The organism is Propioniciclava sinopodophylli (assembly GCF_004324755.1).
Classification (GTDB): Bacteria; Actinomycetota; Actinomycetes; order Propionibacteriales; family Propionibacteriaceae; genus Propioniciclava; species Propioniciclava sinopodophylli.
The window spans coordinates 205,495-231,027 of sequence record NZ_SDMQ01000002.1 but is presented as its reverse complement, the minus strand read 5'-3'; the positions used below and the strand labels follow the sequence as shown (position 1 = coordinate 231,027).

The 25,533-nt window shown below is 70.4% G+C and carries 22 protein-coding genes; 5 read left to right on the top strand and 17 right to left on the bottom strand.

Annotated features, from left to right (window positions below; all coding sequences use genetic code 11):
- Positions 1-24: 24 nt before the first annotated feature.
- Genes ET989_RS03295 through ET989_RS03260 form a run of 9 tightly spaced genes read right to left on the bottom strand, consistent with a single transcriptional unit; the run spans position 25 to position 9,803 of the window.
- Positions 25-1,215, bottom strand: a complete 1,191-nt coding sequence (locus ET989_RS03295; protein ID WP_131167135.1) for a ThiF family adenylyltransferase — start codon at positions 1,213-1,215, stop codon at positions 25-27.
- Entirely contained in the window at positions 1,212-1,475 is a 264-nt protein-coding gene (locus tag ET989_RS03290; protein ID WP_131167134.1) for a DUF6457 domain-containing protein, read from the bottom strand. Before ET989_RS03290 ends, ET989_RS03295 begins: the two co-directional genes overlap by 4 nt.
- A 7-nt stretch (positions 1,476-1,482) precedes the next feature.
- Positions 1,483-1,638, bottom strand: a complete 156-nt coding sequence (locus tag ET989_RS14775) for a hypothetical protein (protein ID WP_165490004.1) — start codon at positions 1,636-1,638, stop codon at positions 1,483-1,485.
- A complete protein-coding gene (locus tag ET989_RS03285) occupies positions 1,635-2,042 on the bottom strand; it encodes a hypothetical protein (protein WP_131167133.1) in 408 nt (135 codons plus the stop codon). Before ET989_RS03285 ends, ET989_RS14775 begins: the two co-directional genes overlap by 4 nt.
- Before the next feature lie 9 nt (positions 2,043-2,051).
- Positions 2,052-2,792 carry a respiratory nitrate reductase subunit gamma gene (narI, locus tag ET989_RS03280; RefSeq protein ID WP_131167132.1) on the bottom strand — a complete coding sequence of 247 codons (741 nt, stop codon included), beginning with the start codon at positions 2,790-2,792 and terminating at the stop codon, positions 2,052-2,054.
- Positions 2,789-3,565 (bottom strand): nitrate reductase molybdenum cofactor assembly chaperone, encoded by a 777-nt coding sequence (gene narJ / locus ET989_RS03275; RefSeq protein ID WP_241656184.1) that lies wholly within the window; start codon positions 3,563-3,565, stop codon positions 2,789-2,791. The genes narI and narJ overlap by 4 nt, the downstream gene beginning before the upstream one ends.
- On the bottom strand, positions 3,562-5,283 hold the full coding sequence (gene narH / locus ET989_RS03270; protein ID WP_131167131.1) for a nitrate reductase subunit beta: 1,722 nt from the start codon (positions 5,281-5,283) through the stop codon (positions 3,562-3,564). The genes narJ and narH overlap by 4 nt, the downstream gene beginning before the upstream one ends.
- Before the next feature lie 30 nt (positions 5,284-5,313).
- The gene (locus ET989_RS03265; protein WP_131167130.1) at positions 5,314-9,039 is read right to left on the bottom strand and encodes a nitrate reductase subunit alpha; all 3,726 of its coding nucleotides are present in this window, start codon (positions 9,037-9,039) and stop codon (positions 5,314-5,316) included.
- A complete protein-coding gene (locus ET989_RS03260; protein WP_131167129.1) occupies positions 9,036-9,803 on the bottom strand; it encodes a helix-turn-helix transcriptional regulator in 768 nt (255 codons plus the stop codon). The genes ET989_RS03265 and ET989_RS03260 overlap by 4 nt, the downstream gene beginning before the upstream one ends.
- A 226-nt stretch (positions 9,804-10,029) precedes the next feature.
- Between ET989_RS03260 and ET989_RS03255 the strand changes: the two genes are divergently transcribed.
- The 3 genes from ET989_RS03255 to ET989_RS03245 all read left to right on the top strand — a co-directional run bounded on the left by ET989_RS03255 (position 10,030) and on the right by ET989_RS03245 (position 15,086).
- On the top strand, positions 10,030-11,391 hold the full coding sequence (locus ET989_RS03255; protein ID WP_131167128.1) for an MFS transporter: 1,362 nt from the start codon (positions 10,030-10,032) through the stop codon (positions 11,389-11,391).
- Entirely contained in the window at positions 11,388-12,791 is a 1,404-nt protein-coding gene (locus tag ET989_RS03250; protein ID WP_131167127.1) for an MFS transporter, read from the top strand. The genes ET989_RS03255 and ET989_RS03250 overlap by 4 nt, the downstream gene beginning before the upstream one ends.
- 486 nt (positions 12,792-13,277) lie before the next feature.
- A complete protein-coding gene (locus ET989_RS03245) occupies positions 13,278-15,086 on the top strand; it encodes an ABC-F family ATP-binding cassette domain-containing protein (RefSeq protein ID WP_131167126.1) in 1,809 nt (602 codons plus the stop codon).
- Positions 15,087-15,164: 78 nt separating this feature from the next.
- Here the strand turns inward: ET989_RS03245 and ET989_RS03240 are convergent, their stop codons facing one another.
- The 6 genes from ET989_RS03240 to ET989_RS03215 form a co-directional block, all read right to left on the bottom strand.
- Positions 15,165-15,929 carry a DUF4191 domain-containing protein gene (locus ET989_RS03240; protein ID WP_131167125.1) on the bottom strand — a complete coding sequence of 255 codons (765 nt, stop codon included), beginning with the start codon at positions 15,927-15,929 and terminating at the stop codon, positions 15,165-15,167.
- Between the two features lie 3 nt (positions 15,930-15,932).
- Entirely contained in the window at positions 15,933-16,880 is a 948-nt protein-coding gene (gene lipA / locus ET989_RS03235; protein ID WP_131167124.1) for a lipoyl synthase, read from the bottom strand.
- Positions 16,881-16,889: 9 nt separating this feature from the next.
- On the bottom strand, positions 16,890-19,097 hold the full coding sequence (locus tag ET989_RS03230; protein WP_131167123.1) for a 6-phosphofructokinase: 2,208 nt from the start codon (positions 19,095-19,097) through the stop codon (positions 16,890-16,892).
- An 18-nt stretch (positions 19,098-19,115) separates the two neighbouring features.
- The gene (lipB, locus tag ET989_RS03225) at positions 19,116-19,808 is read right to left on the bottom strand and encodes a lipoyl(octanoyl) transferase LipB (RefSeq protein WP_241656183.1); all 693 of its coding nucleotides are present in this window, start codon (positions 19,806-19,808) and stop codon (positions 19,116-19,118) included.
- Positions 19,809-19,900: 92 nt separating this feature from the next.
- Positions 19,901-21,721, bottom strand: coding sequence for a 2-oxoglutarate dehydrogenase, E2 component, dihydrolipoamide succinyltransferase (sucB, locus tag ET989_RS03220; protein ID WP_131167121.1), 1,821 nt, complete (start codon positions 21,719-21,721; stop codon positions 19,901-19,903).
- Between the two features lie 95 nt (positions 21,722-21,816).
- On the bottom strand, positions 21,817-23,400 hold the full coding sequence (locus ET989_RS03215) for a leucyl aminopeptidase (RefSeq protein WP_131167120.1): 1,584 nt from the start codon (positions 23,398-23,400) through the stop codon (positions 21,817-21,819).
- Between ET989_RS03215 and gcvT the strand changes: the two genes are divergently transcribed.
- Positions 23,399-24,496, top strand: a complete 1,098-nt coding sequence (gene gcvT / locus ET989_RS03210; protein ID WP_131167119.1) for a glycine cleavage system aminomethyltransferase GcvT — start codon at positions 23,399-23,401, stop codon at positions 24,494-24,496. The genes ET989_RS03215 and gcvT overlap by 2 nt on opposite strands.
- Positions 24,493-24,810, top strand: coding sequence for a hypothetical protein (locus ET989_RS03205; RefSeq protein WP_131167118.1), 318 nt, complete (start codon positions 24,493-24,495; stop codon positions 24,808-24,810). Before gcvT ends, ET989_RS03205 begins: the two co-directional genes overlap by 4 nt.
- Here ET989_RS03205 and ET989_RS03200 read toward each other — a convergent pair.
- Positions 24,755-24,955, bottom strand: a complete 201-nt coding sequence (locus ET989_RS03200; RefSeq protein ID WP_131167117.1) for a hypothetical protein — start codon at positions 24,953-24,955, stop codon at positions 24,755-24,757. The genes ET989_RS03205 and ET989_RS03200 overlap by 56 nt on opposite strands.
- A complete protein-coding gene (locus ET989_RS03195) occupies positions 24,955-25,506 on the bottom strand; it encodes a DUF3043 domain-containing protein (RefSeq protein WP_165490003.1) in 552 nt (183 codons plus the stop codon). The genes ET989_RS03200 and ET989_RS03195 overlap by 1 nt, the downstream gene beginning before the upstream one ends.
- Positions 25,507-25,533: the final 27 nt, after the last annotated feature.

Genomic DNA, 25,533 nt, shown 5'->3' with positions numbered 1-25,533 from the left:
ATCGCGCGCTCCTCATCGGTGCTGTCAGTAGGTGGGTTGGCTCGGGTCGACGTCGGCGACCCAGGCGAGGATGCCGCCGGCCAGGACGCGCACCCGGGTGTGCCCCGCAGCCAGCAGCGCGTGCGCCGCGGCCTCGGAGCGGGGTTGCGCCTTGCAGTGGACGACCAGGTCGGCGTCCGGGGCGATGCCGGTGCCGGCGGGGTCGGCCAGCACCTCGCCCAGCGGGACGCGCACCGACCCGTCGATGGCGGCGATGCCGACCTCGGCGGGCTCGCGCACGTCGAGCACCACGGGCGGGGTGTCGGACGCCAGCGCCGCGGCCAGGTCGGTGGCCGAGATCGTCGGCAGGGGGTCTGGGCGCACGGACCCAGGGCTGTCGGCGGACGAACCCGGGGCTCTCGGCGGAGAGAGCCGGGGCTCTCGGCGGCGGCGGGGGGTGTCGCGGCGGGGGAGGAGCGGGATGCAGGTCGTGGTGGCGGCGAGCAGGTCGACGAAGGCGACGCGGCCGAGCAGGGGGTCGCCGACGCCGCAGATGAGCTTGACCGCCTCGGCGGCCATCATCGAGCCCACCTGGCCGGTCAGGGCCCCGAGCACCCCGGCGTCGCCGCAGCTGGGCACCGTGCCCGGGGCCGGCGGCTCGGGGAACAGGTCGCGCAGGTCCGTGCCGACGGACCCCGCCGGCGGTGAGGCCCAGAACACCGACACCTGCGCTTGGGTCCGGTACACCGACGCCCAGACGTACGGAAGCCCGAGGTCGGCGCACGCGTCGTTGACGGCGTAGCGGGTGTCGAAGTTGTCGGTGCCGTCCAGCACGAGGTGGACGTCGCCGAACAGTTCGGCGGCGTTCCCCCGCGTCAGCCGGACGCGGTGCGTCACGACCTCCACGGTCGGGTTGAGGGCTGAGACGGACGCGGCGGCCGAGTCCACCTTGGGGTGCCCGACCGCGCGGTCGGGGTGGATCACCTGGCGGTGGAGGTTGGTGACGTCCACGACATCGTCGTCGATGATCGTCAGCCTCCCCACGCCGGCGGCGGCCAGGTAGAGCAGTGCGGGGGAGCCGAGCCCGCCGGCCCCCAGGACCGCGACGTGGGCGGCCCGCAGCCGACGCTGGCCGGCCTCGCCGATGGCGGGGACGAGCAGGTGCCGCGAGTAGCGCTGGGCCTCGTCCCGGCCTAGTGGGGGTCCGGGGGCCACGAGCGGCGGCAGCGGTGTCACGACCCACCCCCGCGGGCGGCGTCACGGGCGGCGTCCAGCAGGGCTGCGCCCGCGGCGTCCGCATCGGCGCCCGCGCCGACCGCGACGCCCCACAGGTGGGCCGACACGGGGGCCATCGGGCGCTCCCCGACCCGAGCGACCTCGCCGGTCAGGTCGTGGATGGCACGGGCGTCCACCAGCGCCGGGTCGACGCCGACGGCGGCGCACACATGGTCGATCCAGGGCTGCCAGAGTGCCTGGTCCACGGGGGGTCGGGTCATCGCTGCCTCAGCCGAACCAGCCCAGCAAACCGCAGCCGACGGCGAAGATGACCATGAAGGCGAAGAGCGCCACGTTGATCAGGGTGGCGACCGCGCCGCCCCCCTCCTCGTCCCCGGCGACCTCCTCGGCGGTCCGCAGCGTGCCGTTGTCGTCGGTTGTCATGCGATTCCTCCCAGTCGGCCGAGGTCGGAGACCAGCGCGAACGCGAGCACCACGAACACGACGGCAATGAACCCGGTGTAGAGCCAGCGACTGGGGTGGTCCGACCCCCAGAAGCGCCGCAGGCTCACGATGCCGTTGACCACGGCGTAGATGCACAGCGCGATGCCGATCGGGGCCGCCACCCACCCGGACAGGGCGAGCAGGGGCACCACGACAGGAACGACCACGTAGGTGACGATGCACCGGATCGCCGAGACGATCACCGAGGTGCGGAACGCCTTCTGGGCCCCCGCCCCCGACACCCCGCCGCCGCTGACCCCGAGCAGGCGCCGCATGAAGCGGTCCGGCGCGGCCTCTGAGCGGAAGCCCGGGGACGTCGTCTCCGCAGCGATCATGTCGGTCATGGCACGAGGTTATCGCTTGGACGCCGTGGGGCTCTTCCATGTGCCCTGCGGTGCGCGCGAGGGTGTAGGCCGCTGGCCGGTGTCGCCTTTGCTGCGGTAGACGATGTACGGGCGGGCCAGGTACTGGAACGGCGCCGAGAAAACGTGCACCAGGCGGGTGAACGGCCAGATCATGACCAGCAGGAACGCGGTCACCGCGTGCGCCTGGAACTGGAAGGGCGCGCCGGCGATCAGGTCGACGTTGGGCTGGAACGTGAAGATGCTGCGGAACCACGGGGAGACGCCCTCGCGGTAGTGGTACTCCTCGGGTGCGAACGCGGTGCTGATGGTGTTCCACATGCCGAAGAGGATCGTGAGGCCCAGCACCAGGTACATGACCTTGTCGTTGACGGTGGTGGCGTTGAAGACCGTCTTCACCGTCCGGCGACGGAAGACCAGGATGACGAATCCGACGACGATCATGATGCCCGCGGTCATGCCGCCCCCGACGGCGACGGCGTGGTAGATGTCCTCGGGCACGAGGACATCCGTCCACGCCTTCGGGATCACCAGGCCCATCGCGTGGCCCAGCACGGCGAGCAGGATGCCGTAATGGAACAGCGGCGACCCGATGCGGAGCATCCGGCTCTCGTACAGCTGGGAGCTGCGGGTGGTCCACCCGAACTTGTCGTACTTGTAGCGCCAAATCGTACCGACGACGAACACCGCCATCGCCAGGTACGGGAAGACGCCGAACAGGAAGGTGTTCATCGCGGGGCTCCTGTCAGATCGAGAGAAAGATCGAGGTCGTCGTCGGCGGGGTGCGGGTTGAGCCGCGGGTCGAGCGCGTAGCCGTCGAGGCCGACGTCCTCGTTCGGGGGGCCCTCGGCGAGCAGGCGGGCCACGGCCTCGGCCTGCGAGCCGTCCAGCGGGGGCAGCGTCGCGCGCAGGGCGCTCACGGCGTCCGCCCACGGCGAGTCCTTGGCGTCCAGCCCGAGCTGCAGCAGCTCGATCCCGGACCTGTGGTCGTTCAGCAGCTTCCACGCCACAGCGACCGAGCCCGTGGCGCCGAACTCCAGCACCACCGACAGGTGGTCGGGCAGCTCGTCCTCGCCCACCTCCAGGCCGGCGCGGCGGTAGGCCTGCTTGAACTGCACCAGGGCGATGCCGCGCTTCCGGGTGTCCCCGTGGGCGTAGTAGGTCAGGTGCAGCGCGCACTTGCGGGTCGTGTCGAAGGTGTCCACGTAGGCCGTGCACACGGCCTGCGGGTCGGCGTCCGCCAGGTGGCCGGCCAGGCGCAGCAGGGGCGAGCCCACGGCGTCCGGCAGCGTGCCGGCCGCCTCACGGATGGTCGGCAGCAGGCCAAGCAGGCGGTCGTCCGGGTAGGACAGCAGCAGCGAGACCAGCTGCCAGCCCGTCCGGAGCGCGGGTTCGGGCAGGCTCGGCGCCGGGTGCCGGCGCCGCACCGGCATCTCGGACGCCGCGGGCTGCGGCCGGCCGCCCCCCACGAGGCGGCCGAGCCACTCGGCGGGTCGTCGGCTCACTGCGGGTCCTCCTGTGCCCTCATGCCCTTCAGCGGCGCCTCGGCGCGCGGGTCGGCGGTGATGTCGGGGCCGGCGCCCGGGATGCCCTGGCGGTGCTCCACCTCCTCGGGTGACGCCTTGCCCGGCACGCCGCGGCCGTCCCACTGCAGGTAGCTGACCGAGCCGGGGACCTGGCTCATGTCGTCGGCCTGCATGCGCTCCTTGGTCTCGCGCAGCGTCTGGATCGCGACGGGCACCGGCCCGCCGGAGCCGCCGCCGAACGCGCCCGGGCCGCCCTCGCCGACCGGGCAGTCGGTGGCGAGCTCCTCCAGCGCGTGCGCCTGCTCGGCGTGCGCGGTGGGGATGACGTAGCGCTCGTCGTACTTGGCGATGGCGAGCAGGCGGAACATCTCCTTCACCTCGGAGCCGGTCATGCCGACGGCCTGGGCGATCTCCTCGCGCGGTTCCCGCTCGAGGTTGATGTCGCGCATGTAGGAGCGCATCGCGGCCAGCTTGTCGAGCACCTGGCGGACCGGTTCGACGTCACCGGCGGTGAACAGGTTGGCCAGGTACTCCAGCGGGATCCGCAGGGCGTCGATGGCGCCGAACAGGTTGCCGGCCTCCTCGGCGTCGTGCCCGGTTTCGCGCACGGCGTCCACGATCGGGGACAGCGGGGGGATGTACCAGACCATCGGCATCGTGCGGTACTCGGGGTGCAGCGGCAGGGCGACCTTGTAGTCGTTGATCAGCCGCAGCACCGGCGACTTCTTCGCCGCGTCGATCCAGTCCAGTGGGATGCCCTGGCGCTCGGCCTCGCGGGCCACCGCCGGGTCGCGCGGGTCGAGGAAGACGCCCCGCTGCGCCTCGTAGAGGTCACGGTCGTCCTTCACCGAGGCCGCGGCCGTGACGGCCTCGGCGTCGTACAGCATGAGTCCGATGTAGCGCAGGCGACCCACGCAGGTCTCCGAACACACCGTCGGGATGCCCACCTCTATGCGCGGGTAGCAGAAGGTGCACTTCTCGGCCTTGCCGGTGGAGTGGTTGAAGTAGATCTTCTTGTACGGGCAGCCCGAGATGCACATGCGCCAGCCGCGGCAGCGGTTCTGATCGACGAGGACGATGCCGTCCTCCTCGCGCTTGTAGATCGCGCCCGAGGGGCACGACGCCGCGCAGGTGGGGTTGAGGCAGTGTTCGCAGATGCGCGGCAGGTAGAACATGAAGGACTTGTCGAACTCGAAGGTGACCTTCTCCTCGATGCCCTTCAGCATCGGGTCGTCGTGGCCGGTCTTGTAGGTGCCGCCCAGGTCGTCGTCCCAGTTGGCGCCCCACTGCGGGTTCATCGGGCGGCCGTCCAGCAGCGAGTGCGGGCGGGCGACCGGGAACGTCTTGGAGGCCGGCGCGTTCAGCAGGTTCTCGTAGTCGTACGTCCAGGGCTCGTAGTAGTCCTCGATCTCGGGCAGCTTGGGGTTGCTGAAGATCGTGGCGAGCTTGGCCAGGCGGCCGCCGCCCTTGAGCTTGAGCCGGCCGTTGCGGCCGAGCTCCCAGCCTCCCTTCCAGGTCTCCTGGTCCTCGTACCGCCGGGGGTAACCCAGGCCGGGCCGCGTCTCGACGTTGTTGAACCAGACGTACTCCAGGCCGGTGCGGTTGGTCCAGGCCTGCTTGCAGGTCACCGAGCACGTGTGGCACCCGATGCACTTGTCGAGGTTCATCACCATCGCCATCTGGGCCATGATGCGCATGTTCTTCGTCTCCTTGGCTCGTGGGATGGGTCAGTACTCGAGGGGGGCGGTGCGCTTGCGCAGCATCGTCACCTCGTCGCGGTTGTTGCCGGTGGGGCCGAGGTAATTGAAGGCGAACGCCAGCTGGGCGTAGCCGCCGATGATGTGGCTCGGCTTGATCAGGATGCGGGTCATCGAGTTGTGGATGCCGCCGCGGCGCCCGTTGGTCTCGGTGAGGGGCACATCGATGAGGCGGTCCTGGGAGTGGTACATGTACACCGTGCCCTCGGGCATGCGGTGCGACACGATCGCGCGGGCGGCGACGACGCCGTTGCGGTTGACCAGTTCGATCCAGTCGTTGTCGTCGATGCCCACCTTCTCGGCGTCCTGCACGCTCATCCACACCTGCTGCCCACCGCGGGACAGGTTCTGCATGAACCAGTTGTCCTGGTACTGGCTGTGGATCGCCCACTTGAAGTGCGGGGTCAGGTAGCGGACGGACACGCCCAGCTCGTTCTGCTCACCCAGCGGCGTCTCGCCGAAGAGTTGGGTCATGTTGAGCGGGCCGCGGTAGATGGGCAGCATCTCGCCCAGGGCGGCCATCCAGTCGTGGTCGAGGTAGAAGTGCTGGCGTCCCGTCAGGGTGTGCCAGGGCTTCAGCCGCTCCACGTTGATGGTGAACGGGGAGTAGCGGCGTCCGCCGGACTCGCTGCCCGACCACTCCGGCGACGTGATCACCGGCGTCGGCTGTCCGACGATCTCACTGAACGTGATGATCTTGCCCTCGTGCTCGGCGGCCAGGTCGTGGAGCAGTGTGCCAGTGCGCTTCTCCAGGGTCTTGAAGCCCTGCACGGCCAGGTGGCCGTTGGTGGTGCCGGCGAGCGCCATGATCGACTCGGCCACGTGGATGCCGTGGTCCAGCTTCGGACGCCCTGCGGCCACCCCGTCGCCCGTCCGGACGCCGTTCTTGCCCTTGAGGTAGGTGATCGCCGAGTTCACGTCGACCGTCACGGCCTTGGTGGTGGTACCGAGCTTGTCCAGCAGCGGGCCGATGGCGCCGTACTTCTCGCCGACCAGGGTGTAGTCGCGCTCGACCAGCACCAGCTTGGGCATCGTCACGCCGGGGATCGGTTCGACCTCGCCCGTCTTCCAGTCGGCCACGATGCCGTGCGGGGTCGCCATCGCGTCCGGCGAGTCGTGCAGCAGCGGGACGGCCACCACGTCGGTGCGCGTGCCCAGATGCGTCCGGGCCAGTTCGGAGAACTTGTCCGCGATCAGTCCGAAGCTGTCCCAGTCGGTCTTCGCCTGCCACGGCGGGTTGATCGCCGGGGTGAACGGGTGCACGAACGGGTGCATGTCGGTGGTGTTGATGTCGTGCTTCTCGTACCAGGTCGCCGCCGGCAGGATGACATCCGACATCAGCGTCGAACTCGTCATGCGGAAGTCCAGCGTCAGGACCAGGTCGAGCTTGCCCTGGGGCGCCTCCTCCCGCCACAGGATGTCCTTCGGGCGGAGGTGCTCGGGGCTCTCCTCTGCGCTGACCGCGTGATCGGTGCCGAGCAGGTGCTTGAGGAAGTATTCGTCTCCCTTGGCCGAGTTGCCGAACAGGTTGGCGCGCCACAACATCAGGACGCGCGGCCAGTTCTCCTCGGCATCCGGGTCCTCGACGGCGAACTTCAGCTCGCCCGACTTCAGCGCATCGACCACGTAGGGGCCGACCTCCCGGCCGGACGCCCTGACCGCGTCACCCAGCTCGAGCGGGTTCCGGTCGAACGTCGGGTAGGACGGCATCCAACCCGACCGCGCCGACTGCGCGTAGAGGTCCGCGGTGACCTTGCCCTTGAACAGCCCGTTGCCGGCCTCGCCCGCACCCAGCTCGTCCGCGGTGAACGTGTCGTAGCGCCACTGGTCGGTGTTGATGTACCAGTAACCGGTCTGGATCATCTGGCGCGGCGGACGGCTCCAGTCCAGCCCGAAGGCCATCTGGGCCCACCCGGTGATCGGGCGTGCCTTCTCCTGGCCGACGTAGTGCGCCCAGCCGCCACCGTTGCGGCCCTGGCAACCGGTGATGGTCGTGAGCATGAGCATCGTGCGGTAGATCAGGTCGGAGTGGTACCAGTGGTTGGTGCCCGCACCCATCAGGATCATCGAGCGGCCCTGGGTGTCCTCGGCGTTCTGCGCGAACTCGCGGGCGACGCGCTCGACCTGCGCGGCCGGCACGTTGGTGATCATCTCCTGCCAGGCAGGGGTGTAGGCCCCCGTCTCGTCGTCGTACCCGGCCGGCCACTGGCCGGGCAGGCCGGGACGCGCGACACCGTACTGGGCCAGCATGAGGTCGAACACCGTGGTGACCAGCCGGTCGCCGACCCGGCGCACCGGGACGCCGCGGCGCACGGTGGTGGGCCTGCCGTCGGGGGAGTCGAACAGGGGGAGCTCGACCTCGACGGCCTCCTCCCCGAGCAGGGTGAGCTCGGGGCGGAGGTCGCCGAGATCGAGGTTCCACTTGCCCTGGCCCTCATCACCGAAGCGGTGGCCCAAGGTGCCGTTGGGGATCGCCGGCGCGCCGGTCGCCGCGTCCCACAGCGCCGGCTTGAACATCGCGTTCTCGCTGCCGGACTCGTCGTTCTCGAAGTCGCCGGCGACGAGGTTCTTGCCCGGGCGGAAGACCACGGCCCCGTCGGGTCCGGTGGCCACGGCGTCGAGCGTCACCAGGAACGGCAGGTCGGTGTACGCGCGGGTGTAGTTCTCGAAGTAGGGAACCTGTCGGTCGACGAAGAACTCCTTGAGCACCACGTGGCCCATCGCCATGCCGAGCGCGGCGTCGGTGCCGGGGGCGACCGGCAGCCACTCGTCGGCGAATTTGACGTTCTCGGCGTAGTCGGGCGCCATCACCACGACCTTCTGGCCGCGGTAGCGGGCCTCGGTCATCCAATGGGCGTCCGGGGTGCGGGTCAGCGGGACGTTCGAGCCCCACATGATCAGGTAGCCCGCGTCCCACCAGTCGCCGGACTCGGGGACGTCGGTCTGGTCGCCGAACACCTGCGGGCTGGCGACCGGCAGGTCCGCGTACCAGTCGTAGAAGCTCAGCATCGAGCCGCCGATGAGGCTGGTGTACCGGGCGCCCGAGGCGTGGGAGACCATCGACATGGCGGGGATGGGGGAGAAGCCCGCGATGCGGTCCGGGCCCCAGCGCTTGATCGTGTAGACCTGCGCGGCGGCGATCAGTTCGACCGCCTCGTCCCAGCTGGCCCGCACCAGCCCGCCCTTGCCCCGGGCGCTCTTGTAGCGCTTGGCCTTGACCGGGTCCTGCACGATGGACGCCCACGCCACGACCGGGTCGCCGTGCTCGCGCTTGGCCTCGCGGAACATCTCCAGCAGCACGCCGCGCAGGTAGGGGTACCGGACGCGGGTGGGAGAGTAGGTGTACCAGGAGAACGCAGCGCCGCGCGGGCAGCCGCGGGGTTCGTACTCGGGCTTGTCCGGGCCGGCCGACGGGTAGTCGGTCTGCTGGGCCTCCCAAGTGATGATGCCGTCCTTGACGTACACCTTCCACGAGCACGACCCGGTGCAGTTCACGCCATGCGTCGAGCGGACGACCTTGTCGTAGGCCCAGCGGTCTCGGTAAAACCAGTCACCGCGCCCACCCTCCTTGAACACAGCGCGGTTGTCGGCGGTGACGGGGGCCTTGCTGAAGAAGCGTCCGGCGCCGATCAGGGCGTCGGCCAGGGGGCCGTCGAGGCCTGCGGGCTGGGCGGGCCGGGGCTGCGTGGCGGTCATCGGGTGGGCCTTTCGCTAGGGCTTCGGTCGGAGAAGGAGTTCGCGGTGGTCAGGCTGGCGACGCAGAGGTCGGGTCGGACGAAGGGGGCGAGGCGGACGGTGGCGCCGGACTCGCCGAGCGCCTCGAGGGTGCCCTCGATGACGCCCCGGTGGACGCCGCAGGCGACCGACGGCTGGTCGGCGGCGAGTTCGCGCAGCGGGCAGCGGTGGAGGCACAGGTCGGCGGTGCGCCCGGAGTCGGTCGTCGTGACGGTCGGCTCGTAGCCCCATGTGTCGAGCAGGTCGACCAGGGTGCCGATCTTCGACAGCCAGCGCCCGGGTGTGCGGGCGGGGTCGGTGGAGGCGTGCTCGCCGATGAGCTGGTGGGCGTTCCGCAGGGCCCAGCGGCGACCCGCCTCGGACGCGCTGGGCGCGTCCGAACTCAGGGCGTCGGCGAGCACCTTGGCCAGCAGCTTGTAGGCGCTGGGCGCTTTGACCTCGGTGAGGTGCCCCGGGTGGGCGGTGAAGCGGTGGCGCGGGCGTCCGACGCCGGTGCGCTCGCTGTGCGTCTGCACGAGGTCGGCGTGCACGAGGCGGTCGAGGTGGTGCCGGACGGTGGTGACGTGGAGATTGAGCCGCTCGGCCAGCTCGGCCGCGGTGAGCCCGGTGCTGCGGTTGGGGGCGTCCGCCGACGCGAGGGCGGGGAGGTTGGCCAGCGTGTCGAGGATGGTCCGGCGCACGGGGGAGCCCAGCGCGTCCAGCGGCTGGACCGGCACCTCGGTCATCTTCGTCCCTCGGGTTGGCGGCTTGCGGATAATTTGGAGGAAGGTGGTCCCGAGTGTAGCCACACGGAGAGTGTCGCGTACAATCTTGGGTGAATTCGCGTTCAAATGGTCACTGACTAGGCGTTTTGCGCAACTACGGGAAGTAGTTGACGGCGTCGGATCGCCTGTGGTTTGATCGCGGTGACTTCATTTAAAGGATCCAAGTCCAACTATCGGAGGAGCCCCCATGCCCGAGGGTCCGCAGCGCCACGAAGCGCCCGGTTCCGGTCGCGTCCTCGCGATGTCCACCATCGCCTTCACGATGATGTTCGCCGTCTGGTTGATGTTCGGCATCCTCGGCAAGCCCATCCAGGCGGAGTTCGGGCTGACCGACGTCGAGCTCAGCTGGATCAGCGCGGTGGCCGTCCTCAACGGCTCGATGTGGCGCCTGCCGGCCGGCATGCTGGCCGACCGCATCGGTGGCAAGAAGGTCATGCTGTTCCTGCTGGTGTCCGGGGCGGTGGCGTCGTTCGCGGTCTCGTTCGCCAACAGCTACCCCATGCTGCTCGTGCTGGCCTTCCTGGTCGGCTTCGTCGGCAACAGCTTCAGCGTCGGTGTCGCGTGGAACAACGCGTGGTTCACCGACCGCCGCAAGGGCTTCGCCCTGGGCCTGTTCGGCGCCGGCAACGTGGGTGCCTCGGTGACCAAGTTCATCGGCCCTGCGATCATCGCGGCCACCGCGGGGGCCACGTACGGCCTCGGTGTCGTGGGCGGCTGGCGACTCATCCCGGTCATCTACGGCGTGCTGCTGCTGGCCATCGCCGTCACCCTGTTCTTCGTCACCCCGCACGCCGACCGGATGCCCGGCGCGACCAAGAGCGTCGCGGCGATGCTGGAGCCCCTCAAGGACATCCGGGTCTGGCGGTTCTCGCTGTACTACGTCGTCGTGTTCGGCGCCTACGTCGCGCTGTCGGCGACCCTGCCGGCCTACTACGTCGACAACTTCGGGGTCGACCTCACGACCGCTGGCCTGCTCACGGCGACCTTCATCTTCCCGGCCTCCCTGCTGCGGCCGGTCGGTGGCTGGTTCAGCGACCGCTGGGGCGCCCGCAAGGCCATGTACGGCACCTTCTTCGTCATGCTCGCAGCCTCCGGCGTCCTGATGATGCCCAACGGGCACATCGTGCTCTACCAGCCCGACGGCGGCCGCAGCGAGGTCATGCACTACGCGATCAACCTGTGGCTCTTCGTGGCGCTGGTCTTCGTGATCGGCTGCGCGATGGGCATCGGCAAGGCCGCCGTCTACAAGCACATCCCGACGTACTTCCCCGAGAACGTCGGCTCGGTCGGCGGTCTGGTCGGCATGCTCGGCGGCCTGGGCGGCTTCTTCCTGCCGCCGATGTTCGCCTACTCCAAAGCCTTCACGGGCATGGCCAACTCCACGTTCGCGATCCTGTTCGCCGTCACGGCCGTCTCCCTGCTGTGGATGCACCTCACGATCCACCGCATGTTGCACACGCAGTCCCCGCATCTCGGCGATGATGTCGAGGTGCCCGCCACCATGGCCGACGCCCGGGCGTCCGGCACCCGAGAGGAGATCCACGCATGAGCAGTGCAACCGAACCGGTCCGGTCGGGTAGCGAGTGGTTGACGAACTGGGATCCGGAGAACGAGGCCACGTGGGACAAGTCCCTGGCCTGGCGCACCCTGTGGATCACCACGTTCTGCCTGACGATGTGCTTCGTCGCCTGGTTCCTCCCCAGCGCGATCATCCCGAAGCTGAACGCGATCGGGTACGACTTCACCAAGGAGCAGTTGTACTGGCTCGCGGCGACCCCTGGCCTGTCGGCCGGCCTCCTGCGCCTGGTCTGGATGGTGCTGCCCCCGATCATGGGCACCCGCAAGATGGTGGCGCTGACCACGCTGCTGCTGTTCTTCCCGGTGCTCGGCTGGGGCGTGCGCACCATGCTGCCGGGCACGGCGCCCTACTGGGAACTGCTTGTACTGGCCTTCCTCGCTGGCATCGGCGGCGGCGCGTTCTCGGGCTTCATGCCCTCGACGTCCTACTTCTTCCCCAAGCGCATGCAGGGCACCGCGCTGGGCCTGCAGGCCGGCATCGGCAACTTCGGTGTCTCGCTGGTGCAGCTGCTCACGCCGTGGATCATCGGCTTCGGCATGTTCTGGTGGATGGGCATCAGCCAGGAGATGAAGATCCCCGGCAAGGCCGCCCAGACCGTCTGGTACCAGGCCGCCTCGTTTGTATGGCTGCCGTTCATCCTCATCGGTGCCTACCTGGCGTGGACGTATCTCAGATCGGTGCCCATCAAGGCCAACATCAAGCAGCAGTTCGACATCTTCTCCAACCAGGACACCTGGTGGATGACGATCCTCTACATCATGACCTTCGGCACGTTCTCCGGCCTCTCGGCCCAGTTCGGCCTGCTCATGAACAACCTGTACGGCTCCGGCAACGCCGCCATCGTCGAGGGCGCCGGCGCCACCGCCCGCGTGCTCGTCGAGGGCTATGCGATACCCGACCCGGCCGCGTACGTGTTCCTCGGTCCGCTGGTCGGCGCCGGCGCACGGGTCCTGTTCAGCCCGCTGACCGACAAGATGGGCGGCGCCATCTGGACGCTCATCTCGGGCATCGGGCTCATCGGCTCCATCTGGTGGACCATCGGCGGTCTCACGCCCGACACCTCGTCGGCCGCGGCGCTGCAGGGCGGCTTCAACCAGTTCCTGTGGGGGATGCTGCTGATCTTCCTGTTCTCGGGCATCGGCAACGCGTCCACCTTCAAGCAGATGCCGATGATCTTCGAGCGCCGCCAAGCTGGCGGCGTCATCGGCTGGACGGCCGCCATCGCCGCCTTCGGCCCGTTCCTGTTCGGCATCGGCCTCACCACGCTCGGTGCGGTGCCGTTCTACTGGATCGGCGTCGCCTGGGCCGTCATGTGCGTCGCGATCACCTGGTGGCGCTACGCCCGCCCGGGAGCCCCGAAGCCCAGCTGACCTTTCGCCGAGGGCTTGCCTCCAATCCGCCGAGGGCTTGCCTCCAACCCGCCGAGGGCTTGGGTTCAACGCACCAGAGTGCGCTGGACCCAAGCCCTCGGCGGTCCCAACCCAAGCCCTCGGCGGTCCCAACCCAAGCCCTCGGCGGGGGCTGTTGCCGATGGTTGCACGCGCAGGCGGGCGTCCGGCTTGAGTTTTAGTCTCGATGACTATAAGTTGGGAGTGTCCTCGAGGGAGGGCGAAAAAGAGAAAGAAAGAGAAAGGAAGAAGATCATGAAGCTCAACGACATCGTGCAGATCTGGAACAACGTCTCCGAGGAGATGGCTCAGGCGCACCAGCTCTGACCCAATCCGGGGATTCGATCCCCCCGCTTCCCACTCCGGGCGAGCGAAACGACAACCCAAGCCTGGCACCACAAAGCGGTGGTGTCGGGCTTGAACCATGTTCGGGCCGCGGACGTTGCAACCCACTAGTCTGGCCGCGACATGGCACACCTTCTCGGGGCCGAAGGCCTCCACCTCGAATTCCCCACCAAGGTCGTCTTCGACTCCGTCACGCTCGGGGTCAACGAGGGCGACCGCATCGGCATCGTGGGACGCAACGGCGACGGCAAGTCGTCGCTGATGGCCATGCTGGCCGGACGCCTCGAGCCGATCGCAGGCAAGGTCACCACGCGCCGTGGGCTGCGCATCGGCGTCCTCGACCAGGCGGACACGCTCGACCCCACCCTGACTGTCGCGCGCGCCGTCGTGGGCGACGCGCCCGAGCACGAGTGGGCCGGCGACCCGAAGGTGCGCGACGTGATCGCGGGACTGCTCGCCGACGTCCCGTGGGACGGCGTCGTCGTTGACCTCTCGGGCGGCCAGCGCCGCCGCGTGTCACTGGCTGCGCTGCTGGCGGGGGAGTGGGACGTCCTCGCCCTGGACGAGCCCACCAACCACCTCGACGTCGAGGGGATCACGTGGCTCGCGGGCCACCTGAAGCAGCGCTGGGCCCCCAACGCCGGTGGGCTCATGGTCGTCACCCACGACCGGTGGTTCCTCGACGAGGTGTGCACCGCGACCTGGGAGGTGCACGACCGCATCGTCGAGCCCTTCGAGGGCGGGTACGCCGCCTACATCCTCCAGCGCGTCGAGCGCGACCGGCAGGCCGCGGCCATCGAGCAGCGCCGCCAGAATCTGGCCCGCAAGGAGCTCGCGTGGCTCCGCCGCGGCGCGCCCGCGCGTACGTCCAAGCCGAAGTTCCGTATCGACGCCGCCAACGCGCTCATCGCCGACGTGCCGCCGCTGCGCGACACCGTCGGCCTGCAGTCGCTGGCCGTCGCCCGCCTCGGCAAGGACGTCATCGACCTGCACGACGCCTGCGTCTCCTACGGCGACAACGAGGTGCTGCGCGGCGTCGAGTGGCGCCTCGCGCCGGGCGAGCGCACCGGCATCCTGGGCGTGAACGGGGCCGGCAAGTCGACCCTGCTCAAGCTCATCGACGGCTCCCTGGCCCCGACGTCGGGGCGCGTGAAGCGCGGCAAGACCGTCCAGGTCGCCACGCTGAGCCAACAGATGGGTGGGCTGGAGGAGCACCTCGACGAACCCGTCCGGGTGATGGTCGGACGCCTCCGCACCAGCTACACGTTCGGCGCCGGATCCAAGGCGCAGGAGATGACGCCGAGCATGCTGCTGGAGCGGCTGGGCTTCTCGAGCGCGCAGCTGAGCACGCCGATCCGCGACCTGTCCGGCGGGCAGCAGAGGCGCCTGCAGTTGCTGCTCATCCTGCTGGCCCAGCCGAACGTGCTGATCCTGGACGAGCCCACCAACGACCTCGACACGGACATGCTCGCGGCCCTGGAGGACCTGCTCGACTCCTGGCCTGGCACCCTGATCGTGGTCTCGCACGACCGGTACTTCCTGGAGCGTGTCACCGACCAGCAGTACGCGGTGATGGACGCCCACCTGCGCCACCTGCCCGGCGGCGTCGACGAGTACCTGCGCCTGCGGGCGTCCGGCGTCGGCTCGACGTCCGGGAAGCAGCCGGCGTCCGGCCCGGTCAAGGCCGCGCCCCCGGCGTCCGGCCTGGCGGGGGCCGAACTGCGCGCCGCCCAGAAGGAGCTGGCGTCGGTCGAGCGGCGCATCGCCAAGCTGACCGACCAGGTGAACGCGTCGAAGATGGCGCTGGCCGAGCACGACCACACCGACTACACGGGCCTGGCCACGAAGATGGCGGCCATCGGCGAGCTGGAGTCCGAGGTCGAGGAGCTCGAGCTGCGCTGGCTCGATCTGTCGGAGGCCCTCGAGGGCTGAGGGCGAGGCTCCCAACGCGGAAACTCCCTCGCAACGCGGATCGGATCGGCGTTGCGACGGAGTTTCGGCGTTACGAGGTCAGCGGCCCCGCATGGCGCGGTTGATGCCCTTCGGCGTGGGCATCGGGCCCTTGGGCATCGGGGCCTTGGGGCGCACCGCGTCCAGCGCGGCGAGACGGCGGCGCACCTCGGCGGCCTGGTGGGGCTGCAGCACGGTCGGCATCTTGGTGATGCGCTTCTCGAGGTCGCCGAGCTTCACCTGGCCGTCACCGTTGCCGAGGAACAGCTGGGTGACGGGCGTGCCGTAGGCGATCTGCTCGTGCTTGCGGGCCTCGCCCGACAGCAGCGGCTTCACGCGGCCGACGGTGCCCTCGCCGATCAGCACGACGCCGCCGGGGCCGACGACGCGGTGCACGAGGTCGAGCTGACGGGTGGCTGTGATGCCCATGTCGTAGGTGTACTTCTTCTTGTTCAGCAGCTGGAGGGCGACCTCGGCCGAGCCGGGCTGACCCTCGTAGCGCTTCACCATCGCGCCCTTGACGCGGCGGGTGAGGACGATCATCGCGCCGAGCAGGCCGGACACGACCGCCAAAGGCAGCCACGCCCACCAGGCGATGTTGGCGAGCAGGCCGATGATCGCGATGACCGCGACAATGCCGACGCCGACGCCGAGCATCCACCACGTGACCGCGGGGTCGATCTCCGCCGTCCGCTTGTAGGCCTCCCGGAGCTGTCGGACCTGCCCCCAGTCGCGGGGATCGTCGCTGTTCTTCTTGCGCAGCTTCTCGGCCTTGATGGCGGCCTTCTGCTTCGCGGCGAGTTCCTTCGCCTTCTCGCTAGCCATGCTTCACTCCACGTCCTGGTTCTGCGGGGCCTTCTTGCGGGCCTCGATGGCCTGCCGGTAGAGCCGCCCCGCGCGGTACGACGAGCGGACGAGCGGCCCCGAAAGCACTCCTGCATATCCTAGGGCCTTCGCCTCGATCTCCAGCTCACCGAACTCCTCGGGCGTGACCCAGCGGTCGATCGGGTGGTGCTTGGCCGAGGGGCGCAGGTACTGGGTGATGGTCACCAACTCGGTGCCGGCCGAGCGCAGGTCGACCAGCGCCTGACTGATCTCCTCGCGGGTCTCGCCCATGCCGAGGATCAGGTTCGACTTGGTCACCAGCCCGGCGTCGCGGGCCTGCCGCAGGACGCCGAGGGACCGGTCGTAGTCGAACGCCGGCCGGATGCGCTTGAAGATGCGCGGCACGGTCTCGACGTTGTGCGCGAAGACGTCCGGCGCCGCCTCGAACACCGCCTCCAACGCCTGGCGCTCGCCCTTGAAGTCGTCCACGAGCAGCTCCACGCCGCAGCCCGGGTTCAGCTCGCGGATCTGTCGGCAGGTCTCGGCGTACAGCCACGAGGCGCCGTCGGGCAGGTCGTCGCGGGCGACACCGGTCACCGTCGCGTAGCGCAGGCCCATCTCGCGCACCGACTCGGCCACCCGCCTCGGCTCGTCGCGGTCGTACCCGGAGGGGCGCCCCGTCGCGATCTGGCAGAAGTCGCAGCGGCGCGTGCACTGGTCGCCGCCGATGAGGAAGGTGGCCTCCCGGTCCTCCCAGCACTCGAAGATGTTGGGGCACCCGGCCTCCTGGCACACGGTGTGCAGGCCGCCGTCCTTCACGCGGTTCTGCATGTCCCGGTACTCCGGGCCCATGACGGCCTTCGTCTTGATCCACGAGGGCTTGCGTTCGATCGGCGTCTCGGCGTTGCGCGCCTCGATGCGCAGGAGCCGTCGCGGCTGGGTGTCGGTCACCCGGCCATCCTAGGTGTTGGCCACGTCGCTGCCGGGACGGTGTCCGAGCGCCGCCAGCACGGGCTTGAGCACCAGCCACCACTGCTCCAGCGGACGCCGGACCTCCCAGTCGACGAGGTCGTCCAGTTCCTTGACCGGCCGGATGCCGTCCGGGGTGGCGAAGGCCTGGATTCCCTCGCCGGTGGCGAGCTTCTCGTTCATCCAATCGGTCACGGCCGCCGCCAGCCGGACGCCGTTGATGCGGTCGAATGGCGAGGGCGTCCCGCCCTGCTGCACGTGGCCGAGCACCACGCCGCGCACGCTGTACAGCCCGTGACCCTCGGCCTCGAACATCCGGGTGAGCAGGTCAGTGGTGTAGAAGGCGGACGCCTCCTCGTTGCGGATCGCGAGCCAGAAGCTCTGGCCCCCGCTGAACGCTGCAACCATGGCGTCGATGTCGGCCGCGAGGGCGCCGATACTCAGGCCGTCCTCGTTGAGGTAGACGCGCTCGGCGCCGCCGGCCACGCCGGTGGCGAGGGCGAGGAAGCCGCAGTGGCGCCCCATCGTCTCCACGACGAATGCGCGCTTGGCCGCGCTGGCGGACAGCTTGATCCGGTCGACCGCCTGCACCGCCACGTTGAGTGCGGTGTCGGCGCCGATCGCCATCTGCAGGCCGGGCAGGTTGTTGTCGATGGAGGCCGGCAGCACCACGGTCGGGATGTTGAGCGACGGGTAGCGCTTCTTCTCCTCCTGCAGCAGCGTGAGCGCGCGGTAGGCGTTGAAGCCGCCGACGATGACGATGCCGTCGATGCCGAGGGTCTCCACGGAGCGGGCCAGGCCGTAGAGCTCCTCCTCGCCGGGGATCCAGCGGCGCGTGCCCAGGTTGGCCCCGCCCGTCGACGTCCAGCCCTCGACGTCGCCCCAGCGCAGCTCGCGGACGTCGCCGGCGATCAGGCCCGGGAAGCCGCCCTGGACGCCCAGCATCGTGAAGCCGTGGTCGACGCCCAGGCGCACCAGGGCCTTGGCTGCGGCGTTCATGCCGGGGGCGAGCCCGCCCACGTGCATGATGGCGACCCGCTTGTCGGGGTCGGGCGTCTCGACGGCGGTCCGGGCCTCCGACAGGCGCCGGAAGGCGGCGTGCATCTGCACGAACGAGTGCCCGCGCGCCGCCATGGCCTCGTCGAAGCGCTTCTCGGCGATCAAGGTGGCGATGTTCCGGGTGGCGGCCACGGCCTCCACCAACGGCTGCGCGTGCGGGCGGTTGGCGCGCACTCCGACCACTTGGGCCTCGCTGGCGTCGCCGAGCACCTGCTCGACGGCCGCGTGGCCGATCATGGACGCCATCCAGCGGTCGTAGGCGCTCGGCGTCCCGCCGCGCTGGACGTGGCCGAGGATCGTGACCCGGGCGTCCTCGCCCATCTCGTCGGACAGCACCGCGCGCACGTGCTCGGCGGTGATCGGGTTGCCGTCGGCGTCCGCTGCGCCCTCGGCCACGACGACGATCGAGGTGCGACGCCCGGCGTTGCGGGCCCTGCGCAGGACAGAGGCCATGTGGGCGTGCCAGTCGGCGGAGGGAGGCTGCTCGGGGATGAACACGTAGTCGGCGCCGCCCGCGATGGCGGCCATGAGGGCCAGGTAGCCGCAGTGGCGCCCCATGACCTCAACGACGAAGCTGCGCTGGTGGGATGCCGCGGTACTCGCAATGGCGTCGATGGCCTCCACGATGCGGTGCAGCGCCGAGTCGGTGCCGATCGTCATGTCGGTGCCGACCATGTCGTTGTCGATGGAGCCGACCAGTCCGGCGATGACGAGGCTGTGGTGCCGCTCGGCCTGCTCGGGCGTGATGGCACCGGAAGCCAGCAGGGCGGCCACGTGGTCGGGCCACTCGGCGCGCAGGGCGTCCGTACCGGTCAACGAGCCGTCGCCGCCGATGACGATCAGCCGGTCGATGCCCTTCTCGATCAGGTGGGCCACGGCCGTGCGGCGCCCCTCCGCGGTGCGGAACGCGGCGCAGCGGGCGGTGCCGATCACCGTGCCGCCGAGGGCGGTGATGCCGCTGACGTCGTCCCAGCCCAGGGGGCGGATGTAGTCGCCGCCGTCCACGGCGCCCTGCCAGCCCTCGAGGATGCCGTAGACCTCGGCGTCCGCGGCCAGGGCGGTGCGGACCACGGCCCGGACCGCGGCGTTCATGCCCTGGGCGTCCCCACCCGACGTCAACACACCGATGCGAACGGTCATGGGACCACTCTAGGGCGGTTAGGGCCGCGGGGTCAGGGCGAAGCCCAGGTGCTGGGCGAGCAGCGGCTCCAGCTGGGTGGCGATGTCGATGAGGGAGGGGGGCGGGCCGCCCATCTCGTCCTCGATGCTGGTCACGCCCGCGTCGTCGATCCCGCAGGGGACGATGTTGCCGAACGGCCCGCACGACGCCGAGGTCACGTTGAGGGCGAACCCGTGCATCGTGGTCATCCGGGCCACGCGGATGCCGATGGCGCAGATCTTGCGCTCGGGGCGTCCAGCGTCGGCGGGCAGCCAGACGCCGGTGCGCCCGTCCACCCTGGTGCCGTGCACGCCGAGGGGCTCCAGCACCTCGATCACCGCCTGCTCAAGGCGCCGGACGTATTCCAGAGGCCCGATCGCCCGCGTCAGCGTGACGATGGGGTACCCGACGAGTTGGCCGGGGCCGTGGTAGGTGATCTTGCCCCCGCGGTCGACGTCCACGACGGGCGTCCCGTCGAAGGGGCGCTCGGACTCCAGCGTGCGGCGTCCGGCCGTGTAGACGGGCGGGTGCTGCACGTACAGCACCTGCGGGCCGATCTCCTGGGCCACGACGCGGCCGTGCACGGCGCGCTGGAGGTCCCAGGTCTCCTGGTAGTCGCTCGGGGCCAGGTCGGCCCCGTCGTATCCGAGGTAGTCGAACGTGAATCCGTCGCGGTGGGAGGGAAACTGCACGCACGCGACCCTACCCCGGACACGGCACCCGGACGCCGACATGCCCGCCCCCGGGACCGGGGACGGGCAGCCGATTGGTCGTGCTGGGTGGCTCAGGCGCCGAACTCGGCGCCGAAGTCACCCTCCTCGAGGCGGGCCTTGACGAACGACAGGAAGCGGGCGGCGTCCGCACCGTCGACGAGGCGGTGGTCGTAGGACAGCGACAGGTACATCATGTCGCGGATCGCGATGACCTCGCCCAGCTCCGGGTCGTTCAGCACGACCGGGCGCTTCACCAGTGCGCCGGTGCCCAGAATGGCCACCTCCGGCTGGTTCACGATCGGCGTGTCGAACAGGGTGCCGGCCGAGCCGTAGTTCGTGATGGTGAACGTGCCGCCGGACAGCTCGTCCGGGCCCACCTTGTTGGTGCGGGTGCGGGCAGCGATGTCGGCGATCTTCTTGGCCAGGCCGGTGACGTTGAGGTCGCCGGCGTCCTTGACCACAGGAACCAGAAGGCCGCGCTCGGTATCCACGGCGATGCCGACGTGCTCAGCATCGCGGTAGTGGATCTCACCGGCCTCGCTGTCGATCTGCGCATTCAGCTTCGGGAACTGCTTGAGGCCCTCGATCGCCGCCTTCGCGATGAACGGCAGGTAGGACAGCGAGGCACCCTCGCGGGCCTTGAAGGCGTCCTTGACCTTGGCGCGGATCTTGCTGATGTTGGTCAGGTCGACCTCGACCGTGGCCGTGAGCTGCGCGGAGACCTGCAGCGACTCGACCATGCGCGAGGCGATGATCTTGCGCAGGCGCGACATCTTCTCGGTCGTGCCGCGCTTGGCCTCGGCGGCCGGGTCGGCCTTCGGGGCGGGTGCGGCGGCGGACGCCGCGGGCGCGGCGGGTGCGGCGGGTGCGGCCGCGGGGGCCTCCTGCTTCGGGGCCTTGGCGGCCTCGGCGGCGGCCAGGACGTCCTGCTTGCGGATGCGACGACCGACGCCGGTGCCCCTGACCGTGTTCAGGTCGACCCCGTGCTGGCCGGCGAGCTTGCGCACCAGCGGCGTGACGTAGCCGGTGTCGGGGGCCTCGGCGGCACGACGCGGGGCGGCCGCGGGGGCCTCCTGCTGGGCCTGCGGGGCGGCCTTCTCGGAGTTCTCCTCCTCGGCCTGGGAGGCGGCGCCCTCGGCGGGCACCGACGCAGCGGTGTCGTCCAGCTGCGCCTGCTCCTGCTTCGCCTCGTCCTCGGGCTGCTTGGCCTCCTCGGCGGGGGCGGCGGGGGCCTCGTCCGCGGCCGCGGCGTTGGCGTCACCCACGATGGCCAGGACGGCGCCGACCTCGGCGGTCTCGTCCTCGTTCACGCGGATCTCGAGCAGGGTGCCGGCCACGGGGGAGGGGATCTCGGTGTCGACCTTGTCGGTGGAGACCTCGACGAGCGCCTCGTCGGCCTCGACGGTGTCGCCGACCTCCTTGAGCCAGCGGCTGATGGTGCCCTCGGTGACGGACTCGCCCAGCGCGGGCAGGGTCACCTCCGTGCCCGAGGCGGCGCCGGACGGCGCGCCACCGGGGGCGGAGCCGGTCGAGGCGGGCTGCTCGCCTGCGCTCGGGTCGGCCGGGGCGGCCTGCTGCTCGGCGGCGGTCTCGGCCACCTCCTGCTTCTCTTCCGTGGGCGCGGCGGGGGCGTCGCCGCCACCGGCGGCCTCACCCGGCTCGCCGATCACGGCGAGGATGGCGCCGACCTCGGCGACGTCGTCCTCCTCGAACTTGATCTCCAGGACGGTGCCGGCCACGGGGGAGGGGATCTCGGTGTCGACCTTGTCGGTCGAGACCTCCACGAGCGCTTCGTCGGCCTCGACGGTGTCACCGACCGCCTTGAGCCAGCGGGAGATCGTGCCTTCCGTGACGCTTTCACCCAGTGCGGGAAGGGGGACATTCGTCGGCATGCTCACAGGCTCCTTCTTCGATGACCGGCCGTAACGGACTCCACATTAGCCCTCCGTCGGTCCAATCCACATCCTCGGTGTGCGGACGCGGACGCTCAGGTGCCAGAACGCTGCGCCAGCGAGCGCGCCAGCGACACCAGCGTGCGGACGCCCGCACCGGTGCCGCCCTTGGGCACGTAGTCGTAGGGCGCGCCTCCGTTCCAGGCGGGCCCCGCGATGTCCAGGTGCGCCCAGCGGACGCCGTCGGCGACGAACGCCTGCAGGAACGCCGCCGCGGTGAGCGCGCCGCCGTAGCGCGTCTTGCCGGAGGAGGCCAGGTCGGCCACCTCCGAGCTGAGGTTCGCGCGGACCTCGTCCGGGATCGGCAGCTGCCAGAACGCCTCGCCGGACGCCTCGGCGGCATCCAGCAGGTCGTCGGCGGTCTCGTCGTCGGACGCCATCAGGCCGGCGACGCGCTCGCCGAGGGCGACGAGGCAGGCGCCGGTCAGCGTGGCGATGTCGACGATCAGGTCAGGATCGTCCTCGCCGGCCCGCACGATGGCGTCGGCCATGACGAGGCGTCCCTCGGCGTCGCTGTTGGCGTTCTCGACGGTCTTGCCGCCGTACATGGTCAGGACGTCGCTGGGCCGGTAGGCCGTGCCCGAGGGCATGTTCTCCGCCATGGCGGCGTACGCGGTGACCTTGACCTTCAGCTTCAGGTCGGCGATGGCGCGGACGGCGGCGATCACGGCGGCGGCGCCGGCCATGTCGCACTTCATGGTGATCATGCCGTCGGCGGGCTTGAGGTTCAGGCCGCCGGTGTCGAACGTGATGCCCTTGCCGACCAGCGCCAGGTGCGTGGTGGCGCCGCGGGGCGCGTAGGAGATGCGGACCAGGCGCGGCGGGCGCTGCGAGCCGCCACCGACGCCGAGGATGCCGCCGTAGCCGCCGCGGGCCAGCGCCTTCTCATCGAGCACCTCGACGTCGAGGCGGGCGTCCCTGGCCAGCGCGCGCGCGGCCTCGGCGAAGCTCTCGGGGTAGAGGGCATTCGGCGGGGTGTTGACCCAGTCGCGGGCCCGGGCCACGGCGGTCGCGACGGTGGCGGCCTCGGCGACCTGCGCGCCGGCGTCCTTGGCCGCCGACAGCACGGTCAGCGAGCCGATCGGCCGCTTGGTGGCCTCGCGGGTCTCCTTGGCGTAGCCGTAGGCGCCCAGCAGCGCGCCCTCGGCAGCGCCACGCAGCACCTCGGGCTCAAGGGTCTCGAGGCTGAGGGCCACCGACAAGGTCCGGTCGCCGGCCACCTTGGCAGCGGCCCGCACCGCGTTGCCGGCCGCGCGGCGGACCTGCTCGGGCGTCACGTCCACGCCGCCCAGCCCGGTGACGACGACGCCCGGTGTGCTGGGCAGCACGACGGTGGTGCCCGGCTTCGCCGCCGCACCCATCGACTGGGCCGAGGCGAGCAGGGACGTGCCGTGGCGCTTGGCCCAGGCCTTCTCGACATCGTCGGGCACGCCGACCAGCACGGGGCCGTCGGAGGTGTCCGCCAGGCCCACGACCAGCAGGTCGGCGTTCCTGGGGAGGCTGGATGCGGCGGTGAGCGAGGGGAGCGCGGAGGTCGGCACGGGTTCGTTCTCCTTCGTCGGCTTCGTGGGCTGAGTCCGGGAACTCACCCTACCCACCTGCGGTAGGTTCTCCGACATGGCTGAGTTGTTGACTTCTCCACTGCACGACCGCCACGTCGCCCTCGGCGCGAAGTTCGCCGAGTTCGGCGGCTGGTCGATGCCGCTCCAGTACTCCTCCATCGTCGCCGAGCACAAGGCCGTGCGCGACGGCGTGGGTCTGTTCGACGTCAGCCACCTGGGCAAGGCGCAGGTCACCGGTCCGGGCGCGAAGGACTTCGTCAACCGCTGCTTCACCAACGACCTGGCCAAGATCGGCCCCGGCCAGGCGCAGTACACGATGTGCTGCAACGAGGCCGGAGGCGTGGTGGACGACCTCATCCAGTACCTGCGCTCCGACGACGACGTGTTCCTGATCCCCAACGCGGCCAACAACACCGAGGTCGTCGCGCTCCTGACCGCCGCGGCGCCCGATGGCATCACGGTCACCAACCAGCACGGCGACCACGCGGTGCTCGCCGTCCAGGGCCCGAAGTCGGACGAGGTGCTCGCCAAGCTCGGCGCGGAGGCCGACTTCGACTACATGCAGTTCCGCGAGGGCAGCGTGGACGGCCGCGCGCTCACGATCTGCCGCACCGGCTACACCGGCGAGCGCGGGTATGAACTGGTCTGCCGCGTCGAGGACGCCCCGGCCGTCTGGGACGCCGTCATGTCAGCCGGCGAGGAGTACGGCATCACCGCCTGCGGGCTGGGCGCCCGCGACACCCTGCGCACCGAGATGGGCTACGCCCTGCACGGCCATGAGCTGAGCCTCGACATCACCCCCGTGATGGCGCTGGCCGCCTGGGCGGTCGGCTGGGACAAGGACGAGTTCTGGGGCGCGGACGCCCTGCGTGCCCAGCGCGCCGAGGGCCCGGCCCGCCGGATCCGCGGCATCCGGTCGACGGGTCGAGCGATCCCGCGCCCCGGGATGGACTGCGTGGACGGCGAGGGCTCCGTGGTGGGCACCGTCACGTCCGGCACGTTCTCGCCGACGCTCGGCATCGGTATCGGCCTGGCGCTGCTCGACGACGAGTACAAGCCCGGCACCGAGGTCGGCGTCGTCGTGCGGAAGAGCACGGAGACCTTCGATGTCGTGAAGCCCCCGTTCGTCGAGACACAGGTGCGCGAGTCTTGAGCCGCCGATTCCTGGGCCACCTCGCGGTGGCCGTGATCGGCCTCGCCGTGGCGCTGTGGGCGATCGCGAACCTGCTCAACCCGTCCATCACCTGCCGCGGCGTACCGATGGCGCCCGGTGACACGTGCAGCAACGCTGCAGGCACCAAGATGCAGACCTACGAGGACCGCCTGGAGGCACTGGAGTTCTCCACGCCAGTGATGGTGGGCGCGGGCGTCCTCGTCGCCGCGTTCGGCGTCGGGCTCGGGGTGGCCGAGGTCAGGCGGACAGGCTCATCGGGCCGTACACGACCCGATCTCCCTCCAACAGTGTGACGCTGGCGGCGCCGGCGTCCAGCAGGTCCTCGAACGAGGCGGTCAGCCAGGCCTCGGCGTCCGCCTGGGTCGGGAACTCCTGGCCCAGCCCCGCGTCGGCCGCGGTGTCGGCGTCCAGCACCGGTTCGGTGCGCCAGCGGAACATCAGACGACCTCGCCGCGCTTGACGCGCGGGCTGGGACGCCGCCAGCGGCGGAACGTCATCTGCCGGTTGAAGCCGTACATCAGCAGGCCACGCAGCGGCGTGTTCGGGTGCGTGGCGGCGAGCTTCGCCTTGTAGCTGCGCCACATCAGGACCACGTCGAGCACCATCAGCGCGATGTAGGCCCACGAGGCGTACAGGAGGTACTGGATGTAGGGGAGCAGCGCCGGGATCAGCGTGGCGGCCATGATCGCCAGCAGGATCGGCATCGCGAACTCGGCCGGGTTGAAGCGCGCGTCAACGTGGTCGCGCATGAGGACGCGGGCCGGCGTGTTCTCCTGTTCGGCGAACTGGCGGTCACGGGCGGCCATCTGGGCCTGCCGGTCGCGCTGCTTGGCCTCCTTGGGCGACAGCGTGGGGTTCAGTCGCTCGCGGCGGGCGGCCTCGGCCTCGCGGCGGGTCGGCGTCGGCGCCGACTTCTTGCCCCCGGGCGTGTGCGTCGGCGTGAGCTGCGGCGTCGGCTCTGGCTCGGCGGACTTCTTGAACAGGGCCACGGTTCCTCGGATTCGGCTGGGTCGAGA

Excerpts from the sequence above, each read along its gene's own strand:
- ET989_RS03290 (WP_131167134.1), bottom strand. The coding sequence starts at position 1,475 with ATGACCCGACCCCCCGTGGACCAGGCACTCTGGCAGCCCTGGATCGAC.
- ET989_RS14775 (WP_165490004.1), bottom strand. The coding sequence starts at position 1,638 with ATGACAACCGACGACAACGGCACGCTGCGGACCGCCGAGGAGGTCGCC.
- ET989_RS03285 (WP_131167133.1), bottom strand. The coding sequence starts at position 2,042 with ATGACCGACATGATCGCTGCGGAGACGACGTCCCCGGGCTTCCGCTCA.
- narI (WP_131167132.1), bottom strand. The coding sequence starts at position 2,792 with ATGAACACCTTCCTGTTCGGCGTCTTCCCGTACCTGGCGATGGCGGTG.
- narH (WP_131167131.1), bottom strand. The coding sequence starts at position 5,283 with ATGCGCATCATGGCCCAGATGGCGATGGTGATGAACCTCGACAAGTGC.
- ET989_RS03265 (WP_131167130.1), bottom strand. The coding sequence starts at position 9,039 with ATGACCGCCACGCAGCCCCGGCCCGCCCAGCCCGCAGGCCTCGACGGC.
- ET989_RS03260 (WP_131167129.1), bottom strand. The coding sequence starts at position 9,803 with ATGACCGAGGTGCCGGTCCAGCCGCTGGACGCGCTGGGCTCCCCCGTG.
- ET989_RS03255 (WP_131167128.1), top strand. The coding sequence starts at position 10,030 with ATGCCCGAGGGTCCGCAGCGCCACGAAGCGCCCGGTTCCGGTCGCGTC.
- ET989_RS03250 (WP_131167127.1), top strand. The coding sequence starts at position 11,388 with ATGAGCAGTGCAACCGAACCGGTCCGGTCGGGTAGCGAGTGGTTGACG.
- ET989_RS03245 (WP_131167126.1), top strand. The coding sequence starts at position 13,278 with ATGGCACACCTTCTCGGGGCCGAAGGCCTCCACCTCGAATTCCCCACC.
- ET989_RS03240 (WP_131167125.1), bottom strand. The coding sequence starts at position 15,929 with ATGGCTAGCGAGAAGGCGAAGGAACTCGCCGCGAAGCAGAAGGCCGCC.
- ET989_RS03230 (WP_131167123.1), bottom strand. The coding sequence starts at position 19,097 with ATGACCGTTCGCATCGGTGTGTTGACGTCGGGTGGGGACGCCCAGGGC.
- sucB (WP_131167121.1), bottom strand. The coding sequence starts at position 21,721 with ATGCCGACGAATGTCCCCCTTCCCGCACTGGGTGAAAGCGTCACGGAA.
- gcvT (WP_131167119.1), top strand. The coding sequence starts at position 23,399 with ATGGCTGAGTTGTTGACTTCTCCACTGCACGACCGCCACGTCGCCCTC.
- ET989_RS03215 (WP_131167120.1), bottom strand. The coding sequence starts at position 23,400 with ATGTCGGAGAACCTACCGCAGGTGGGTAGGGTGAGTTCCCGGACTCAG.
- ET989_RS03200 (WP_131167117.1), bottom strand. The coding sequence starts at position 24,955 with ATGTTCCGCTGGCGCACCGAACCGGTGCTGGACGCCGACACCGCGGCC.